Source organism: Stenotrophomonas sp. 3(2025) (assembly GCF_052665395.1).
The window spans coordinates 36,424-56,457 of sequence record NZ_JBQOIF010000001.1; the positions used below are offsets into that span (position 1 = coordinate 36,424).

Here is a 20,034-nt window from a genome sequence, read left to right on the forward strand (position 1 = left end):
TGGCCAGTCACAGCGTCTCTGCCAGCCGCAGTACATCCATGGGAAACGCGGCGTAATCGTCGAGCGGCGCGCTGTGGCTCTCCCGCCGTTGAATCTGCCTTACCGCCACCACGCCCTTGTCGGGAACAATGACCAGGTGCTGGCCGAGATAGCCGTTGGCGGCGTATGCCGCTACCGGCCCTCGGTCGATGTCGAAGATGTCGCCGAGCTTCAGTCCACGCCCAGTGATTTCCGCAGCGTAGCGCTGGGGCCAGCTCGGTCCCAGCCGTTCGGCCAGGAAGCTGATCAGCGCTGACTTGCTGTCAAATACCTGGCCGTCGGCGGCCAGCAGCGCGTCCAGCATCACGGCATCCATGCTGCGAGCGCTCAGAAGCGTGGCTGCACCGGCCTTCAATCGGTAGTGCTCCCATGCGGGGATGCGCCACCACAACATGCCGACGTCGGGGGAACGCGCGCTTTCGGCGGTCATCAACGCCACCGAGCGTTCGCTCAGCAACCGCTTGCCGCCCGGGGTGACACCGCCGTTCAGCATCAATCGTCCGATCGCTGCAAGATCAACCGCCGACAGCGACAGCCCGGCCATGCCCATCGGCGTCCCGGCCTGATCCTTCATCCATGCATGGCCGGTGATGCCAAGCGGCTTGAACAACCGTTCGTCCAGATAGACATCCAGTGGCTTGCCGGCAAGCCGCTGCACGATGTCCGGCAGAAGGTTGGTCGCCTTGTTGTTGTAGGCGAAGGTGGTGCCTGGATCGCTGGACACTTCGGCCGCCAGCGCCAGCTTCACCAGATCCGGCGCGCCCTCCAGTTCCACCCCCGCGTTGGCCACGTTCTGCAGGCCGGAGGTGTGGTCCATCAACATCCGGATCGTGATGTCCCGCTTCCTGCCCTGGCGCCATTCCGGGTACACCGTGCTGACCGGTTCGTCGATGGATGCGAGCTTGCCGTCATCGAGCAGCAGCCCGATGGCCAGGGCGACGACGGACTTGGTCGCCGACATCAGGTGGATGCGGTCTTCACCGGCTGCCGGCGCGATCTGCAGCAGCACCCCGCGCCCGCGTTCAATGTAGACCGCGTCGGAATGCGCGTTGCGGGCATTGCGCTCGATCGCTGCCAAGGCATCAGGCGTGTTGGCTGCGGCCACAAACGGGTGTAGCGACAGGAAGAACAGGCAGGCAAGCAGACGTGCTCTCATGGCGGGCTCCTTCAATGGACACAGAGACAATGACTACATTTGTAGTCAATCTGCAGTGCATGAAGTCATGCTCTATCAACCGATCTGGACCCTCCGAGCAGCAGAACCACCCATGGATGGCGGCGCGGCCGCTTGCGCGCTGAGCAGACGCCCCCTGCGCTGCACGGCACTGCTCCAGATCGTCGTTCAGGTGAGGGTGAGCGGCGACGGCGCCAACCGAACCCGGCCTTCACAGTTACCACGGCCCCTGCAATGCAACCATGCAGGACGCGCCCTGCCCCCATCGGTAACCTATGCCCCACCTTCGTCGTCTTTTTGGCCGCTGGCTGCGCCTGCGTCGTCGTGTGCGTTGGCGCTGGCGTGAGCACCAGGCGTCGGCCCCGGCCATCGAGGCCACCGAGGGCCCACTGCGTGCCGCGCTGTACAACGTTGAACAGATGGAGGAGTACGGCCGCGCGCTTGCGCGACAGCATCGCGTGCGGTTGCGCCCCAGTCCTGAGCGCCTGCTCGAACGGCTGCAGGCCAACGAGCGCGTGCTGGAAGACGCCAACACGCTGCTGAGCAGCGTGGTGCGCGAACAGCGGCCGGTGACCCCGGCGGGGGAATGGCTGCTCGATAACTACTACCTGGTCGAAGAACAGATCCAGACCGCGCGACGCCACCTGCCGCGCGGCTACAGCCGCCAGTTGCCTTCACTTGCCTCCGGCCCTTCGGCCGGGTTGCCACGGGTGTATGAGCTGTCGATGCTGGCGATCGCGCACGGTGACGGCCGCATTGACGCCGATACGCTGGGCCGCTTCATCGCCTCGTACCAGTCACTCGCGCCGCTGAGCCTGGGCGAACTGTGGGCCGTTCCGATCATGCTGCGCCTGGCACTGCTGGAGAACCTGCGGCGCATGGCCGCGCGGGTGATGCGCGATGGGACCGACCGCCGCCTGGCTGCGCAGTGGGCCGACCAGCTCAATCGCGCAGCGTCCGACACCCCTACCGATGTGGTCCTGGTGGTTGCCGACATGGCGCGATCCGCGCCGCCGCTGACCGGCGCGTTCATCGCCGAGCTGACGCGCTCGCTGCAGGGGCGCGGCGGCGCCTGGGCCATGCCCATCGCGTGGCTGGAACAGTGGGCGGCAGCGGCCGGGCAGCGCATCGACGAACTGGTTGCCGCCGAGGGGCAGCAGCAGGCGGCCGACCAGGTCTCCATCGGCAACAGCATCGGCAGCCTGCGCTTCCTCTCCACCATGGATTGGCGCACCTTTGTCGAAGACATGAGCGTGGTCGAGCAGCGGCTGCGGGAAGACCCCATGGGCGTCTATGCGCAGATGGATTTCGGTACCCGCGATGCCTACCGCCACGTGGTGGAGAAGATTGCCCGCGGCAGCCGCATCGCCGAGGAGCGCGTTGCGACCATCGCGCTGGACCTGGCACGGGCGGCTACGCCGGCCGACGGCCCACGCACGCACGTGGGCTACTGGCTGGTCGGCGAAGGCCTGCAGACCACTGTAGCGGCGGTGGCCGAGGCAGCACCGCGCCACCGCAAGGCACGGCGGCTGGCGCATCGCGTGCCGCTTGCGCTGTACCTGCTGCCGATCGGCCTGCTGGCGGTGCTGGCCACCAGCGGCCTGCTGGCAACCGGCAGCGGCTCGGTACCTGTCTGGCTAGCCGCGCTGCTCGGGCTGCTGGTGTTCAGTGAGCTGGGCATCGTGCTGGTGAACTGGACCGCGACGGTGCTGGTCGCCCCCAGGCCGCTTCCCAAGCTTGATTTCAGCGAAGGCATTCCTGCCGCGTGCGCCACCGTGGTCGCGGTCCCCTCGATGCTGTCCAGCGTCGACGGCATCGACGTTCTGGTCGAAGCGCTGGAGGTGCGCTTCCTGGCCAACCGCGATCCCCAGCTGCGCTTCGTGTTGTTGACGGATTTTCTCGACGCGCCAGCAGCACAGGCGCCGATGGACGACGCCCTGCTTGCGCACGCCGTGGCACGGATCGAGGAATTGAACCATCGTTACGCGCCCGAGCGCGGCGACCGCTTCTACCTGCTGCACCGGCCCAGGCAATGGAACCCGGGCGAAGGTGTGTGGATGGGCCACGAGCGCAAGCGCGGCAAGCTGGCCGCGCTCAATGCCCTGCTACGCCAAGGCGATGCCGCTGCGTTCATGCGCATCGTCGGAGACGCGGCGGCCCTGATCGGCGTCCGTTACGTCATCACGCTGGACTCGGACACCCAGCTTCCGCGGGATGCGGCACGCGCGTTCGTCGCCACCTTGGCGCACCCGCTCAACCGCCCGCGCTTTGATCCGCAGCTGCAACGCGTGGTGGAGGGCTACGGCATCCTGCAGCCCAGCGTCGGCACCAGCCTGGGCCGGCGCCGCACCTCGCGTTTTGCCAGGATGTTCGGCAGCGAGCCCGGCATCGATCCGTACACGCGCATGGTCTCGGACGTCTACCAGGACCTGTTCGACGAAGGCTCGTTCGTGGGCAAGGGCATCTATGACGTCGACGCCTTCGAGCATGCGCTGGAGGGCCGCCTGCCCGAGAACCGCATCCTCAGCCACGACCTGCTGGAAGGCTGCTATGCACGCGCAGGCCTGGTCAGTGATGTGCGCCTGTACGAGGACTATCCCGAGCGCTACGCCGCCGACGCCAAGCGCCGTGCGCGCTGGATCCGTGGCGACTGGCAGCTGCTGCCGTGGTTGTTGCCGTGGACACCGCGCCCGGGCCCGGGGTGGGAACGCAACCGGCTCAGCCTGCTCTCGCGCGGCAAGTTGCTGGACAACCTGCGCCGGAGCGTGGTGCCGATCGCTGCCCTGGCGTTGCTGGTAGCCGGTTGGCTGTACGCGCGGAACCCTGCTGCGTGGACCGCGTGGGTGCTGGCGCTGTGGTTCGCGCCGCCGCTGATAGGCATGCTGCGTGATGGCCTGAGCGTTCCGGAAGACACTCCGCTGGAAGCGCATTACATCAAGGTCGGGCGCGGTACGTTGCAGTCGTTGCTGCGCGCGTCCACCCAGATTGCGTGCCTGCCCTACGAAGCACTGCTGGCCAGTGACGCCGTGCTGCGCACGCTCTGGCGCATGGCCATTACACGCCGTCACCTGCTGCAATGGAATCCCTCCAGCGAAGTCGAGCGCCGCCTTGGCAGCGACCGTGGCGCGGAATGGCGGGTGATGGCGCCGGCCTCGCTGCTGGCGCTCGCGCTGGTGGCTGTGGTGGCCGGCGTGCGTCCGCAGGCACTGCCAATCGCCCTGCCCCTGCTGTTGGCATGGACCTTTGCGCCGGCATTGATGGCCTGGCTGGGCCGCCCGCCAGCGGCAAGCGTGGCCGAGTTGTCGGTCACGCAACGGGCGTTCCTGGGCCGGCTGGCGCGGCGCACCTGGTCCTTCTTCCAGGCCTGGGTGCGCGAGCAGGATCATTGGCTGCCGCCGGACAACATCCAGGAGCATCCGTCGCTGGTGGTCGCGCGACGCACCTCGCCGACCAACATCGGCCTGTCCCTGCTGGCCAATCTGTCTGCGTGGGATTTCGGCTATCTGCAGCAGGGCGCGGTGGCTGAACGTACCGCCCGCACGTTCGATACGCTGGACCAGCTGCCGCGCCATCGCGGCCACTTCCTGAACTGGTACGACACCGAAACCCTGGCGCCGCTGCCGCCGCGCTACGTCTCCACCGTCGACAGCGGCAACCTTGCCGGACACCTGCTTACCCTGCGCCAAGGCCTGCTCGCGCTGGTGGATGCGCCGGTGTTGGCGCCGCACACGTTCGATGGCCTGGCCGATACGCTGGGCGTGCTGGAAGAGGAGCGGCAGCGTCATCGCGCCGACGATGCGCCGCTGGTCGAGGTGCTCAATCATCTTCGTCAGCGCTTGGCGTCTACGCGTGTCGACCGTCCCGTCGGGATGGCGCAGTCGCTGGCCCGTCTGCAGGAACTGGCCGGTCTGGCCGACGACCTGCTGCTGCAATGGCCGGCACCGCCCTCGCCCGAGGACGGTGAGCTGCATTGGCCGGCCCTGTTCGCCGCCGAATGCCATGCCGCCCAGGCTTCGCTTGCCGATATCCCTGCCGATGCCAGCGCGGCCGTCGATGCACCGGTGCCAAGCCTGCGTCAGTTGGCCGCCCTGCCCGGTGCGGCCGGCGCGGACGCGCGCGCGCGCATCGAGCAGCTGCAGGACCTGGCGCACCGCGCCGGGCAGTTCTCGCTGATGGAATACGGGTTCCTGTTCTACCGTACCCGCAACCTGCTTTCGATCGGCTACAACGTAGACGACCACCGCCTCGACAACAGCTTCTACGACCTGCTGGCTTCCGAAGCGCGGCTGGGCGCGTTCGTTGCCATTGCACAGGGCCAGCTGGCACAGGAAAGCTGGTTCGCGCTCGGCCGCATGCTCACCGAGGTCAACGGCACGCCGACGCTGCTGTCATGGAGTGGCTCGATGTTCGAGTACCTCATGCCGCAGCTGGTGATGCCCAGCTATCCGGACACGCTGCTGGACCAGACCGCACGGCACGCGGTCGAGGCGCAGATCGTTTACGGCCGTACGTTGAACCTGCCATGGGGCGTGTCCGAGTCCGGCTACAACGCCGTCGATGCCCGCCTGAATTACCAGTACCGGGCGTTCGGCGTGCCCGGACTGGGGCTCAAGCGCGGCCTTGGGCAGGATCGGGTCATCGCGCCCTATGCCAGCATGATGGCACTGATGGTGGCGCCGGAAGCGGCCTGCCAGAACCTCCAGGTGCTGGAAGGATTGGGGTTCTGCGGGCGTTTCGGCATGTACGAGGCCATCGACTACACGCCCACCCGGGTGCCGCCGGGACAGGATCACGTCCTGTTGCGTTCGTTCATGGCCCACCACCAGGGCATGGGCCTGCTGTCGCTGGATTACCTGTTGCGCGACCAGCCAATGCAGCGCCGCTTCCTTGCCGATGTCGAGTTCCAGGCCACCTTGCTGCTGCTGCAGGAACGCATCCCGCGCGTGGGCGTGTTCCATCCCCATGAGGTCGAAGCGCTTGGCGAGCACTCAGCCCTGGCCGAGCACGAGACGTCCCTGCGCGTCCTGCGCGACCCGGGTGGCCCGCGCCCGGAAGTGCAGCTGCTGTCCAACGGTCGCTACCACGGCATGCTGACCCATGCCGGCGGCGGCTACAGCCGCCACGGCGACCTGTCGCTTACCCGCTGGCGCGAGGACGGCACCACCGATGCATGGGGCACGTTCTGCTATCTGCGCGACGTGGACAGCGGCGAGTTCTGGTCTGCCGCCTACCAGCCCACCTGCGTGGCAGTGGACAATTACGAGGCGATCTTCTCTGACGCCAAGGCGGAATTCCGCGGTGTGCGCCGCGGCTGCGAGAGCCACCTGCAGGTCGCCATCTCCGCCGAGGACGACATCGAGCTCAGGCGCCTGCGCCTGACCAACCGCAGCCGTCGCCCGCGCACGGTGGAGATCACCACCTATGCCGAAGTGGTGCTGGCACCCGCAGCGGCCGACGATGCGCACCCGGCCTTCAGCAACCTCTTCGTGCAGAGCGAGATCCTGGCCGCCAAGCAGGCGGTGCTGTGCACGCGCCGGCCACGTTCGAACGATGAGGTGCCGCCGTGGATGTTCCATCTGGTCGCGGTGCACGATGCGGAAGTGGTGGCGATCTCCTATGAAACCGACCGTGCGCGCTTCCTGGGCCGTGGCAACACGCCGCGGACGCCGCAGGCATTGACCACCGATGCCGACCTGTCCGGCACCGATGGCTCGGTGCTGGACCCGATCGTGGCCATCCGCGTCCGCGTGGTGCTTGAGCCCGAGCAGACCGTACAGCTGGACATGGTGTATGGCATCGGCGCCAGTCGCGGCGATTGCGAAGCACTGGTGGATAAATACCGTGATCGCCGCCTGGCCGACCGCGTCTTCGACCTGGCCTGGACACACAGCCAGGTGGTGCGCCGGCAGATCAACGCAAGCCAGGCCGAGGCATCGCTGTACGAGCGCCTGGCCAGCCACGTGCTGTATGCCGGTCCGCTGCTGCGCGCCGGTGCAGGCGTCCTGCAGCAGAACCAGCGAGGACAATCCGGGCTGTGGGGCCATGCCATCTCCGGTGACCTGCCCATCGTGCTGCTGAAGGTCACCGACGCGGACAACGTGGAACTGGTCCGGCAACTGGTGCAGGCGCATGCCTACTGGCGCCAGAAGGGCCTCAACACCGACCTGGTCATCTGGAACGACAGCAAGGCCGGCTATCGGCAGGAGCTGCAGGACCAGATCCTGGGGATGGTGGCCGCCAGTTCGGAGACCGGCCTGCTCGACCGCCCCGGCGGCATTTTCGTGCGGCCGGTGCAGAACATGACCCACGAGGACCGCATTCTGTTGCAGGCGGTGGCACGGGCGGTCATCAGCGACGAAGACGGTACGTTGGTCGCGCAGGTGGGGCGTCAGCCGTTGCCTCCGCGACGGATCCCGGCTCTGGTGCCGCAGGCGCTGCAGCAGGAGCTGGCCCTGTCGATGGAGGCGACGCCCGGACTGCCCATCGTTGCCGACCTGGGCCCGGAACCCGGACTGCCGCCGAGCGCCGAGCACGACGAAGAAGTGGACGACCCGTGGCCTTTCCTTCCCTACCGCGGCACCGGCCGATTCGACAACGGCACCGGCAGTTTCAGCGAGGACGGCCGCGAGTACGTCGTGGTGGTCCGCGAAGGCGCGCCGACGCCGGCGCCATGGGCCAACGTGATCGCCAACGCCCGCCTGGGCACGGTCGTCAGTGAGAGTGCACCGGGCTACACATGGTTCGAGAATGCACACGAATTCCGCCTGACGCCCTGGCTCAATGATCCGGTGTCGGACACGGGCGGCGAAGCCTTCTACGTGCGCGACGAGGACACCGGTCGTGTCTGGTCGCCGATGCCGCTGCCGCGCCGTGGCACCGGCGCGTACCGTACGCGCCATGGCTTCGGCTACACGGTCTACGAGCATGTTGAAGACGGCATCGCCAGCGAACTGTGGGTCTTCGTCGACGTCGCCGCGCCGCTGAAGTTCTCGGTCCTGCGGCTGCACAACCTGTCGGGCCGGCCACGGCGGTTGTCGGCCATCGGCTACGTTGAATGGGTGATGGGTGACCTGCGCGCGAAGTCGCGCATGCACGTGCTCACCGAACGCGACCCGCAGAGTGGCGCGCTGCTGGCGCGCAACACCTACAGCACCGACTTCGGCGGCCGGATGGCCTTCTTCGACACCGATGCCGATGGCTGCGGCTGGACCTGTGACCGCCTGGAGTTCATCGGCCGCAACGGCAGCCTGCACGCACCGGCGGCGTTGCGCCGCGAGCGCCTGGATTCACGACTGGGTGCTGGCCTGGATCCGTGCGCGGCGATCCAGGTGCCGTTGCTGCTGGCTGCAGGCGACCGCAGCGAAACGACGTTCCGCCTTGGCGCCGGGCGCAACCGCAAGGAAACGCTGGCGTTGGCACGAAGCCGCCAAGGCGCCCATGAGGCCATCGACGCGCTGGACGCCGTGCGCATCCACTGGCGCAACGTGCTGGCAACGGTGCAGGTGCGCACGCCAGACCCGGCGCTCGATGCGCTGGCCAACGGCTGGCTGGTCTACCAGACGCTGGGCTGCCGCTACCTGGCGCGCAGTGGCTACTATCAATCCGGCGGTGCGTTCGGTTTCCGCGATCAGCTGCAGGATGCACTCGCCCTCGTGCACGCTCGCCCGGACCTGACCCGCGAGCACCTGCTGCTATGCGCTGCACACCAGTTCACCGAAGGCGATGTGATGCACTGGTGGCACCCTCCGCAAGGTCGCGGCGTGCGCACCCGCTGTTCGGACGATTACCTCTGGCTGCCGCAGGGCGCATGCCGCTACCTGGAGGTTACCGGCGACGCCAGCGTGCTGGACGAAGTGGTCGGCTACATCGAGGGGCGCGCGGTGACACCCGAAGAGGAAGGGTACTACGACATGCCCACGCCTTCGACGCAGCGCGGCACGCTGTATGCGCACTGCGTGCTCGCGCTCGAGCGCGGTTGCCGCTTGCTCGGCGAGCGTGGCCTGCCATTGATGGGCAGCGGAGATTGGAACGACGGCATGAACCGCGTCGGCGACCAGCAGCGCGGTGAAAGCGTGTGGCTTGGCTTCTTCCTGCATGACACGCTCCGCCGCTTCATCGGGCTGGCCAACGCGCATGGCGATGCACCGCGTGCAGAGTGGTGCCAACAGCAGGCCGAAAGCCTGCGCCAGAACCTGGAACAGCATGCCTGGGACGGGGCATGGTATCGCCGCGCCTGGTTCGACAACGGCGCGCCATTGGGCTCGTCACAGAACGAAGAATGCCGAATCGATTCGATTTCGCAGAGCTGGTCGGTGCTGTCAGGCGTCGCCGCGCCTGAACGTGCCTCACAGGCGCTGGATTCGCTGTATACGCACTTGGTGCGAAAGGACGCCAAGCTGATCCAGCTGCTCGATCCGCCGTTCGACCAGACCCCGGAAGACCCCGGCTACATTCGCGGCTACGTACCGGGCGTGCGCGAGAATGGCGGCCAGTACACCCACGCGGCCGTGTGGGCGGCCATGGCATTCGCGCAGCAGGGCGATGCGGTGCGTGCCTGGGAGCTGGCCGGCATGATCAACCCGCTCAGTCACACGCTGGACCCGGAGGCGATCCAGACCTACCGCGTCGAGCCCTATGTGCTGGCAGCCGACGTCTACGCCGTGCCTCCGCACGTCGGACGAGGCGGCTGGACGTGGTACACCGGCTCGGCCGGTTGGATGTACCGCCTGCTGGTCGAATCGCTGCTGGGCATACGTCGGCAGGGCGATCGTCTTTCGCTGGCACCGTGCCTGCCCGATCACTGGCCGTCATTCGAACTGAGCTACCGCTTCGGCCGCAGCTTCTACGAGTTCGTGGTGACCCGCACTGCGCAGGGCCAGCCCACGCTGCACGTGGATGGCGTCCTGCAGCCGGACCTCACCGTCCTGCTGCGCGACGACGGCCATCACTACCGCGTCGCGCTTGATCTGGGTGCGGCCCCGGGATGAACGTGCGCCCTGAAATACAGCTGCAACTTGATACGCTGGCCGAGATGCTGGTGCACTGGTTGGCGCGGTCGCGCCATCCGGCGCAGTTCTGGCCGCAGTTTGAAACGCTGGCTGCGGAGATTCTTGACCAATGCGAGCACGCAGAAAGGGGACAGGCGCACGCGTGCATCCGGGCCATGCTCAAGAGCCACGCGCTGGAGCTTCCATCCTGGTACGCGCGTGATGACAGCCTGCCGCCGGGGAAGTCAGGAGAGTGAAGGCCAGCGCCCTGCGTTACGATGCCGGGCTCAACTGACCAGAGATACGCGTGTCCGTCTCCACTCGCCTGTTGCTTGCCATCGCAGCTTCCCTGCTGCCGCTTTCCGGGACGATCGCAGCACCGTCCACCCAGCCCGCCTCCACCGCCCCGGCCAGCAGCTGCCAGGACGACGCGTTCCGGTGCCCCGCATGGATGCCCTCACAGGCCGAGATGCGCAGCACCATCGCCGACCACTTCTGCGAGCTGGCCGACCAGGGGCGCATCCAGCCTCGGGTAACGCCGTTGGTCCGCGCCGAATCCTCGCCACTGAACTGTGGTGCGCTGGGAGAGCAGGCCGGTTCGAACTTTGTCTGCGGCGGTGAAATGCGCTTCATCGGCAAGGGCGGCGAAATGGACACCATCACGTTCAGTCCCACGCTTCGCCGCGAGGAGGATGGGCGCATCGCGTTCTACGTGGGCAATGACGAGGAAGGTGAACAGGTGTGGCGGGTGCCTGCCCCGCGGGTCACCTCAGCGACATGCGCGGGGCGCTGAGCGCTGAGCGCGGCACATCCTGCGCGCGCACCGCTTCAGTCCAGTTTGTGGGGGATTTCACGATCGAACCTGTTACGGGCGTCCATTTCCAAGTGAGCCATTGGCGCGTCCAGCTTTGCTGGGCGGCAAGCTATCGTCCCCCTGCCGCATGACGGCCTCGATCCAGTCGACGTAGCGTGACACGCGAACGTTGTGGACCATCTGGCCATAGAAGCCCGCTTCAAGGGCATGCTCGGGTACGGCCGTGATCCAGGACCCCAGTCCCACCAATTGCCAGGTGCCGTGGTCGTTGACCACGAGTGGACCACCGCTGTCTCCACTTCCCAGTACGCCCTCAAGCGGCAGGCCCTGCGGCGGCGGATCGAACCGGTACCAGAGATACCGCTGATTGCCGCCGGTAATCGTGTTGTGGGCCCGCCGCAGGGATGTACGGTGCGGCGCATCCGGCAACTGGCCAACCGCACCGTTGCCGGTGGCGCCCTTCCCCATCAGGACGGCGACCTGCGTGACCTCTGCTGAACCCCGATACAGCGCCACGGGCGTGGCATCGGTCACCGGCGCGGCAAGCTTGATCAGCGCGATGTCATCCGAGGCCGCCAGGAAGGCATGGATCCGGGAAGGACTTCCTGTTGCCATCGCCTCCTTGCCCAGAGCCTCGGGCATCCTCCGGTAGCCGGGATGCAGGAATATGCGTTCAACGCCATACGCGTTGCCATTGATCGCGATCGTTGCTCCCATCCCTTCCATCGGCGCTGCATGCGCTGCGGTCAGCACCCAACGCGGGGCGATGAGAACGCCGTGCCCCTCTCCTGGCATGTCCGCCAGCGCCGGGAAGTCAGATCGTTCGATGCGGTACCTGCCATCTTCGACATCATCACGGATGACGATGGCCCCGGCAGCGAACGGGAGCGCGGCAAGCAGCAGAAAGAGCCAGCGATTCATCGAAAGCATTCATCCTTGTGGTCGATCGATCCAGCCTAGCAAACGCATCTACACTGCTGATGGACGCGCGACCAGTTCCCGTGGTGGCCGACGAAGGGATGGAAACCGCGTCTGAAGCCGGGACGCGCCGAGACGTTTGGTGTTCACCGCGCAAGGCGAGCCTGGCATTCCTGCGGATCGAACAGCCCGTACGTGCGCAGGATTTCGAGATTGGTTCGCACCCTCGAATCCCTCTGTTCACAGCCCCGGAGCGAAGATCGGGAACCAGGAAGGACCCCCGTCCATGAGAACGTCGCGCACTTCACCGGGTGAAGTACAGACACCCGGCCACGGCGATCGGCATCGGGTCGGCCTCGATGCGCTGGGCCACCAGTGCCATCACTTCGACGCCATCGCCCTGGGCTTCCGGTGCTGACTGGACCACCCGCATTCCTCCGGGTTCGCCCTGCGGCCCCGGCCCATCGAGGGAAAGCGCTTTGGTGAGGTCTGCAGCAAGGTCTGCATCGAAGACAGCCACCACGGAACTGCGCGACAGTATCAGCCGCGTGGACGGATGACCGAAGACCAGAGCCGGTGCTGGAAGCTTCATTTCCGCGACAACGCCGGGCATGTCGCCCAGTGCGTTGCTGTAACCCCCATCCTTGCCGGCGATCGGCTGCCAGCCACCCGATGGCTTCCCGCGGGTTGCGATGTCACGCAATTGATGGGCCAACACCCGGAATGCGGTGCGATCCGCCTTGCAGGACACGAGTGCCAGCGCCTGATCGATTTCATCCTGCCTGGGAACGGTGCTGCGGATCGATGCTGCTGCCGGGGCGTTCGGCGCAATGACAAGCCCCAAGCCTGCGAGCAGTAGAATCCTGTTCAACGTACGGGTGATCAATGCGCAATGCTCCTGCCTGGGGTGCCAACACTGTTCGGCACCACACCGCACAGCTGGGAAATACCCTCTCTATCGGGAAACATCATTACCAGCGAGAGCTTCCCGCGCGGCGATTCTTTCGACCAGCGCATCGATCGCAGCCTCCATGGCGCGCGCCGTCTGGTCGCCGCTCTGGTTGGTGATGACGAAGATGCCAAGATCGTACTTGGGCACGATGTAGATATAGCACTGCGACCGCGGTACGCCACCATGATGCGCATGGTAGACGCCCTTCAGCCGGTCACCGGAAACGATGTTCCAGAAGTAGCCGATGCTGAACTCCGAATCGAACGTGACCAGAGGGCGATGCGACTCCTTTACCACCGGCCCGTTGGCCAGCTGGAACCTGAGGTACTTCACCATTTCCGGGACAGTTGCCTTCACGTTCCCGGAAGCGCCCCACGGCAACTGTGGCATCGGCGTGGTCGGTATCGGGTTGTCGCTGTGATAGCCGACCGCAAGCCGGGACGCTTCGCTGTCGCTGAGTCTGATTCTGAGACCCGTCATCGCCGCGGAATCGCCAAGGAACCCGCGTAACAGCGACTCGTAGTCGCTGTTGTAGACGGTTTCCAAGATATGCGCTGTCAGTTCCGTTCCGGCACTGGAGTAGGCGTAGTCCTTGCCGGGTGCCCGGTCAATCTCGACGGCGTGCAGATCCTTGAAGAAATCAGCCTTGCCGTAGTGTGCATAGACGGTGTTGAGTTCGCCGGGCGTACGATGATCGGTGAAGTCCTCCAACACCGTGTTCGCGCGTTCCGGCAGCATGTTCGGCAGGCCGCTGGTGTGGGACAGCAGGTGGCGGATGCGGATGGGCTCGCCCTTGTACTGCAGGTTCGGATAGTCTCCCTGCAGGTACTGCCGGACGTCGTCGTCCAGACTGACCTTGTGTTCCAGGACGGCATTGGCCATCAGGGTTCCGGCCAGGGTCTTGCTCAACGAACCAATCTCGTAGAGGGTCGCATCGGTTGGAGGGCCAGGCTTGCCGGTTTCCATGTTGCCGCGATGACGGACGAATTCCTCGCCCCGGTACACGACGCCGATCGAGGTCGAATGAAGCAGCGGCTGCTGGATCAGCGTCGCGGCAACTTCGTCGATCTCCGCCCCGAGATCCTTCGTTGCGGCCTTCTCGCTGGCGCAGCCTGCAGCCAACAGCGCGGCCGACACTACGAGGCAGCGGAACCATCGCCTGTTTCGAACATTCATTGACGTCGCTTGCATGCGTAGGCGCTTGAAGGGAGGTGAAAAAAGAGCTCTTAAGATACCCGATGGCGGGGCGCGATTGCTGCTGGATGCCAGACCTTGTCCCGATCACGCTCCGCTGACCGGCGCACGCCCATGCGTGCTAGGGCAGTGGATCGGAGACAGGTGAGCGGGTCGTGCGCGCATCGCCTGCGCGCATCCGGTAGCGCTCCACCCACTCCATGGTCGGTGCGATACCGCCGAAGGGAAACAGATGCGGGCTGACCTGCCCATGGGCTTCGGTCAAGCCCTCTGTCAGGCGGTCCACGAACACATCCGGCCCGGCCCTTCCCAGCAGGCGGCCGATGGAGATGCCGTAGCGGGACAGCATCGAGGTGCTTGCAGCGACGCCGCACATGGCCGCATAGCGTACAAGCCGCGCGATGCTGGCCGGCCCGGGGACGCCCACCAGCACCGGATGGGTGATGCCACGGGCGCGCAGTTCATTCAACCAGGCCAGAACGATATCGGCGTCGAATGCGAACTGGGTGATGATCAGCGGTGCCATGCCTCGCTCTTCGATACGCTGGCACTTGTTTTCAAGCACGCGCCACCTCTCGGCGCTGGTCATCACCGGATGGCCTTGCGGATGCCCGCCCACCCCCACGACCTTGATGCCGGCGCGCTCGAGAATGCCGCTCTCGATGATCGATGTGCTGTCGGCGAATGGCCCGGCAGGCGTGGCAAGATCGCCTGCGATCACCAAACAGCGCTCAATGCCGGCGTCGATGACGGCACGCTCGATGAAGTGCTCCAGCGCCGCCCGCGAGCCGATGCGGCGTGCGGAAAGGTGCGGCATCGGCTCGAACCCCAGTTCGCGCACCCTGCGTGCCGCGGCCAGTCGCGCAGCATCGTCCTCGCTCGGCAGGTAGGGAATGGAGATCGTCGTCCCCCGTGCAATGCGGTCGGCTTCGGCGCGCAACGCAGGCATGGCCTTGGCACTGACTTCCAATGAAAAGGCGTTGACGAAGGTCTGCGCCAATGGCTCCATGCGGCCAACGCCTGCTGACATCAGCGGGCTCCAGGCAGGTTGCCGGCGCGTGTGGAGCTGTTCCGTGCCAGTTCGACAAACGCCTGCAGGTAATCGATACCGGTATCGGCCTCACGCGCGCCCAGGTAGATCTGCTTGGGAATGCCTTTCGCACCCAGACGCACCGGTACCACGTCCATGCGGGCGGCATATTCCTCCACCAGCCAACGTGGCATGGCGGCCACGCCGCGACCGCTGGCCACCATCTGCATCATGATGTCGGTGGTTTCGATGGCCTTGTGGCGCCGGGGCGTGACCCCGGCAGGCAGCAGGAACTGGTTGTAGATATCCAGCCGCTCGAACGGCACCGGATAGCTGATGAGTACTTCCTGGCTGAGCTGGCGGGGCTTGACGTGCTCGACCGACGCCAGCGCATGGCCCTTGGCCACCACCAGCACCTGCTCGTAATCGAAGACGGGGACGAACTTCAGGCCCGGCTTCAACAGCGGGTCGGGCGTGACCAGCAGGTCGATCTCATAGCCGAACAGGGCGCCGATGCCGCCGAACTGGAACTTCTGCTTGACGTCCACATCGACGTCGGGCCAGCTGGCCAGATAGGGCGAGACGATCTTCAGCAGCCACTGGTAGCAGGGGTGGCATTCCATGCCGATGCGCAGCGCGCCACGCTCGCCCTGCGCGAACTGGCCCAGCCGTTCCTCGGCCAGGTCCAGCTGCGGCAGCACCCGGTTGGCCACCGCCAGCAGGTACTGGCCCGCCTGGGTCAGGCGCAGGCTGCGGCCTTCGCGCAACCAGACGTTGGTGCCCAACTGCTGCTCCAGCTTCTTCATGCTGTGGCTCAGGGCTGACTGGGTCAGGTTCAGCACGCCGGCGGCGGCCGTGAGCGACCCCTGCTGCTCGACCTGCCGCACGATGCTGAGATGGATCCGCTCCAACATGACGATGAATCTAACTCATGGATTGGTGAAGTAATACCATTTTACGTCATGGGAAGGGCTGGCTAGCATCGGCTCATGCCTTCGGATCCCTGCCAGCGCGGCTACCCAGCCGGCACGCAGGACTGCGCCCCTGCAGGTCACCCCGAAGCAGCCCCTCCCCTGCTGAAGCGAAGAGATGACCCGCCCCCTCCGTATCGTCGCCGTTTCCGGCGGGCTGCAGCGCCCCTCAAGGGCCGCGACCCTGGCCGAGCACCTGCTGGACCTGATCGGCGAAGGCGTCCCCTGCGATCAGCACCTGATTGAACTGGGTGAACTGGCGCCGCAACTGGCCGGTGCGCTCCGGCGCTCGCAGTTGCCCGAAGCCGTGGAGCGGCAGTTGGCCGCTGTCGAGCGTGCCGATGTGCTGGTGGTGGTTACGCCGGTCTACCGCGGTTCGTACACCGGCCTGTTCAAGCACTTCTTCGATTTCATCGACCAGGACGCGCTGGTCGATACCCCGATCCTGCTGGCCGCCACCGGCGGCAGCGAACGCCACGCGCTGGTGATCGACCACCAGCTGCGACCGCTTTTCAGCTTCTTCCAGGCGCGAACCCTGCCCTTGGGTGTCTACGCAACCGACAAGGATTTCGCAGACGGCTGCGTGCAGAACGAGGCCCTGATGCAGCGGGCGCGGCTGGCGGTGCAGCGAGCGATGCCCCTGCTTGCCCTCTCCCATCGTGCAGCACCTGCCGTTACCGAGGCCGCTGCAGTCCTCTGAATGCCGAATGCCAGCGACCTGCATTCGGATGTCACCCCCGCAACCCGGAACGCCGCCCATGACGACCGAGAACTTCACCTTCAGCATCACCCGTATTCCTTTCAACGAGGACTACCAGCCCGCTGACGGCACGCGAATCACCACCAACTTCGCCAACCTGGCCCGCGGCGAATCCCGCCAGGAAAACCTGCGCAACACGCTCGGCATGATCAACAACCGCTTCAACGATCTGGCGCACTGGGACAACCCCAGCGCGGATCGCTACGCGGTCGAGCTGGACATCATCTCGGTGGAGATGCACATCGATGGCAGCGACGGCAGCGATACGTTCCCGTTGATCGAGGTGCTGCGGCCGACCATCGTCGACACGCGTACCGGCGTGCGTACAGAAGGCATCGTCGGCAACAATTTCTCCTCCTACGTCCGCGACTACGATTTCAGCGTCGTGCTGCCCGCCAGCAACGAAGGCAAGGCTACCTTCGGCATTCCCGAAGACTTCGGCGATCTTCATGGCAAGCTGTTCAAGCACTTCCTGGCGTCCGACGCCTACCGTGCGCACTTCAGCAAGCCGCCGGTGATCTGCATCAGCGTGTCCAGCAGCAAGACCTACCATCGCACCGAGAACCACCATCCCATCCTGGGCGTCGAGTATCGGCAAGGCGAGTTCTCCCCCACCGACCAGTACTTCGACAAGATGGGGCTTCAGGTGCGCTACTTCATGCCGCCAGGCAGCGTCGCGCCACTGGCGTTCTACTTCCAGGGTGACCTGCTGGGCGACTACTCGAACCTGGAACTGATCGGCACCATCAGCACGATGGAGGCCTTCCAGAAGATCTACCGCCCCGAGATCTACAACGCCAATTCCGTAGCGGGCAAGGTCTACCAGCCCAGCCTGAAGCACCAGGACTATTCGTCCACCCGCATCGTCTACGACCGCGAAGAGCGCAGCCAGCTGGCCGTCAAGCAAGGCCGGTTCACCGAAGAACACTTCATCAAGCCGTACCGCGCCGTGCTTGAGCAGTGGGCCGCCCGCTGATCCACCGCTTTTCCATTCGCCCCTCAGGACACAAGACGCAATGTCGACGAAGAAGCTGCTCCCCACCTCCACCGCAGGCAGCCTGCCCAAGCCCTCCTGGCTGGCCGAGCCCGAAAAGCTCTGGTCGCCCTGGAAGCTGCAGGATGACGGCCTGATTGAAGGCAAACAGGATGCCCTGCGCCTGTCCCTGCACGAACAGCAGCACGCCGGCATCGACATCGTCAGTGACGGCGAACAGACACGGCAGCATTTCGTCACCACGTTCATCGAGAACCTCAGTGGTGTCGATTTCGAGAAGCGCGAAACCGTCCGCATCCGCGACCGCTACGACGCCAGCGTGCCCACCGTGGTGGGTGCTGTCAGCCGCCCGAAGCCGGTGTTTGTGGAAGATGCGAAGTTCCTGCGCAGGCAGACCACGCAGCCGCTCAAATGGGCGCTGCCGGGCCCGATGACCATGATCGACACGCTCTACGATGCGCATTACAGGAGCCGCGAAAAGCTGGCATGGGAGTTCGCCGGGATCCTCAACCAGGAAGCCAGGGAACTGGAGGCGGCCGGCGTCGACATCATCCAGTTCGACGAACCGGCCTTCAATGTGTTCTTCGACGAAGTGAACGATTGGGGTGTCGCTGCACTGGAGCGCGCGGTCGAAGGGCTCAAGTGCGAAACCGCGGTGCATATCTGCTACGGCTACGGCATCAAGGCCAACACCGACTGGAAACAGACGCTGGGTTCGGAATGGCGCCAGTATGAAGAATCGTTCCCGAAGCTGCAGACGTCCAGCATCGACATCATCTCGCTGGAATGCCACAACTCGCACGTGCCGATTGACCTGATCGAGCTGGTGCGCGGCAAGAAGGTGATGGTCGGTGCCATCGATGTGGCTTCCAGCACGGTCGAGACGCCGGAAGAAGTGGCCAACACGCTGCGCAAGGCCCTGCAGTTCGTGGATGCTGACAAGCTCTACCCCAGCACCAACTGCGGCATGGCGCCGCTGTCGCGTGACGTAGCACGAGGCAAGCTGCGCGCGCTCAGCGCGGGCGCACGGATCATCCGCGACGAGATTCTGGCCCGCGGCTGAGCACGAGTGCGCGTGCGGGGGGGACACGTTTGGATGGATGAGGCAAAGGCCGCGCGCCAGTGCGGGAGCCCACCGCTCCCACACTGGCGCCGCCTCCCTGCTCCTGTGCCTCCACACTCAGCGCTGCTGATCCTTCAGGAACAGCCAGGTAATCAACGTGGCATCGGGCCCCTTGGGATCGGTGAACGGCAAACCGGACTGGCTGCCGCTCCAGGCATGCCCCATCCCCTGCACCACGTAATGCTGCACCAGCGTCCTGCCGCCATAGGTGTAAGAGTCAACCGTGTAGGCACGCCCACCCGGCACCTGTCCGTGGAAGGTACTGGTCGGTACATACTTCACCGAGTCGTTGTCCAGGCCATCGTCGGCGAGGTCATTGGTCTGCAGGAACTGGCGCACGGCCTGCTGCCCGTTGACCGGGTTCACCGTGGCGTCGGCGGTGCCATGGAAGACCAGCACCGGGATCGGCCGCGGCGACGGCGAGCCCGAGCACTGCCAGGCCAGCCGCCCGTTGCTGTCCGGTGAGTAGATGCTGCCGGCCAACAGCGCATAGGCGCTGCCGGAGATCGTGGTCGCGCCCTTGTACATGCCGCCCGAATGGATCGCGCCCGCCGCGAACACATCCGAATAACAGGCCAGCATGATCGAAGTCATCGCCCCGCCGGCGGAAATGCCGGTGACGTACACGCGATGCGGATCGATGCTGTAGCCCGCTTTCACCTTGTCCACGATGCCGGCCAGGATGGAGGCTTCGCCACTGTCGCGCGCCTGGTTGATCGGCAGCTGCCAGTTCCAGCAGCGTGCGGGGTTGGAGGTGACGTTCTGCCGCGGATAGACCACGATGAAGCCTTCGGTGTCGGCGACCTCGTTGAAGCCGGAGGCCTCGCCCATCAGGTTCGGCCCGGTCACGCAGCCGTGCAGCACCAGCAACAGGGGCAGTGGCCGCGTTTCGTCGTAGCCGGCCGGCACCCACACCTGGTACTCGCGGGCACCGAACAGATTGCCGTACAGGCCAACATCCCAATGCCCGGGCGGGTCTGCCGCAGAGGCGGCGCCCGTGGTGGCCAGCCAGGTACACAGCAGCAGCATCAGCGCCTTGATTGAATCGATTCCAGATTTCATGACCAGATCCTCATGC

The 20,034-nt window shown here is 65.7% G+C and carries 13 protein-coding genes; 6 read left to right on the forward strand and 7 right to left on the reverse strand.

What is annotated here, in order from left to right; translation table 11 throughout:
* Window positions 1-7: 7 nt before the first annotated feature.
* A complete protein-coding gene (locus ACUXVE_RS00185) occupies window positions 8-1,195 on the reverse strand; it encodes a serine hydrolase domain-containing protein (protein ID WP_445513527.1) in 1,188 nt (395 codons plus the stop codon).
* A 293-nt stretch (window positions 1,196-1,488) separates the two neighbouring features.
* Here ACUXVE_RS00185 and ACUXVE_RS00190 point away from each other — a divergent pair, with 293 nt between their 5' ends.
* The 3 genes from ACUXVE_RS00190 to ACUXVE_RS00200 are packed head-to-tail and all read left to right on the forward strand — an operon-like array spanning window position 1,489 to window position 10,993.
* Window positions 1,489-10,200 (forward strand): GH36-type glycosyl hydrolase domain-containing protein, encoded by an 8,712-nt coding sequence (locus ACUXVE_RS00190; protein WP_445513528.1) that lies wholly within the window; start codon window positions 1,489-1,491, stop codon window positions 10,198-10,200.
* Window positions 10,197-10,457: a hypothetical protein gene (locus ACUXVE_RS00195; RefSeq protein ID WP_445513529.1), complete on the forward strand. Its 261-nt coding sequence runs from the start codon at window positions 10,197-10,199 to the stop codon at window positions 10,455-10,457. Before ACUXVE_RS00190 ends, ACUXVE_RS00195 begins: the two co-directional genes overlap by 4 nt.
* Before the next feature lie 50 nt (window positions 10,458-10,507).
* Window positions 10,508-10,993: a hypothetical protein gene (locus ACUXVE_RS00200; protein WP_445513530.1), complete on the forward strand. Its 486-nt coding sequence runs from the start codon at window positions 10,508-10,510 to the stop codon at window positions 10,991-10,993.
* Between the two features lie 72 nt (window positions 10,994-11,065).
* Here ACUXVE_RS00200 and ACUXVE_RS00205 read toward each other — a convergent pair whose 3' ends face one another.
* From ACUXVE_RS00205 to ACUXVE_RS00225, 5 genes are all read right to left on the reverse strand, one after another.
* The gene (locus ACUXVE_RS00205; RefSeq protein ID WP_445513531.1) at window positions 11,066-11,935 is read right to left on the reverse strand and encodes a S1 family peptidase; all 870 of its coding nucleotides are present in this window, start codon (window positions 11,933-11,935) and stop codon (window positions 11,066-11,068) included.
* 301 nt (window positions 11,936-12,236) lie between these two features.
* Window positions 12,237-12,818 carry a hypothetical protein gene (locus ACUXVE_RS00210; protein ID WP_445513532.1) on the reverse strand — a complete coding sequence of 194 codons (582 nt, stop codon included), beginning with the start codon at window positions 12,816-12,818 and terminating at the stop codon, window positions 12,237-12,239.
* A gap of 69 nt (window positions 12,819-12,887) precedes the next feature.
* Window positions 12,888-14,021, reverse strand: a complete 1,134-nt coding sequence (locus ACUXVE_RS00215) for a serine hydrolase domain-containing protein (protein ID WP_445513533.1) — start codon at window positions 14,019-14,021, stop codon at window positions 12,888-12,890.
* 178 nt (window positions 14,022-14,199) lie between these two features.
* Entirely contained in the window at window positions 14,200-15,087 is an 888-nt protein-coding gene (locus tag ACUXVE_RS00220; protein ID WP_445513534.1) for a methylenetetrahydrofolate reductase, read from the reverse strand.
* A gap of 20 nt (window positions 15,088-15,107) precedes the next feature.
* Window positions 15,108-16,022, reverse strand: coding sequence for a LysR family transcriptional regulator (locus tag ACUXVE_RS00225; protein ID WP_445513535.1), 915 nt, complete (start codon window positions 16,020-16,022; stop codon window positions 15,108-15,110).
* Between the two features lie 175 nt (window positions 16,023-16,197).
* Between ACUXVE_RS00225 and msuE the strand changes: the two genes are divergently transcribed.
* The 3 genes from msuE to ACUXVE_RS00240 are packed head-to-tail and all read left to right on the forward strand — an operon-like array spanning window position 16,198 to window position 18,896.
* The gene (gene msuE / locus ACUXVE_RS00230) at window positions 16,198-16,779 is read left to right on the forward strand and encodes an FMN reductase (protein WP_445513536.1); all 582 of its coding nucleotides are present in this window, start codon (window positions 16,198-16,200) and stop codon (window positions 16,777-16,779) included.
* Window positions 16,780-16,837: 58 nt separating this feature from the next.
* Complete coding sequence (locus ACUXVE_RS00235) at window positions 16,838-17,815, forward strand: DUF1852 domain-containing protein (protein WP_080148744.1); 978 nt, start codon at window positions 16,838-16,840, stop codon at window positions 17,813-17,815.
* Window positions 17,816-17,855: 40 nt separating this feature from the next.
* Window positions 17,856-18,896 carry a methionine synthase gene (locus ACUXVE_RS00240; RefSeq protein ID WP_445513537.1) on the forward strand — a complete coding sequence of 347 codons (1,041 nt, stop codon included), beginning with the start codon at window positions 17,856-17,858 and terminating at the stop codon, window positions 18,894-18,896.
* Window positions 18,897-19,013: 117 nt separating this feature from the next.
* Here the strand turns inward: ACUXVE_RS00240 and ACUXVE_RS00245 are convergent, their stop codons facing one another.
* Window positions 19,014-20,018, reverse strand: a complete 1,005-nt coding sequence (locus ACUXVE_RS00245) for an extracellular catalytic domain type 1 short-chain-length polyhydroxyalkanoate depolymerase (protein ID WP_445513538.1) — start codon at window positions 20,016-20,018, stop codon at window positions 19,014-19,016.
* Window positions 20,019-20,034 lie beyond the last annotated feature (16 nt).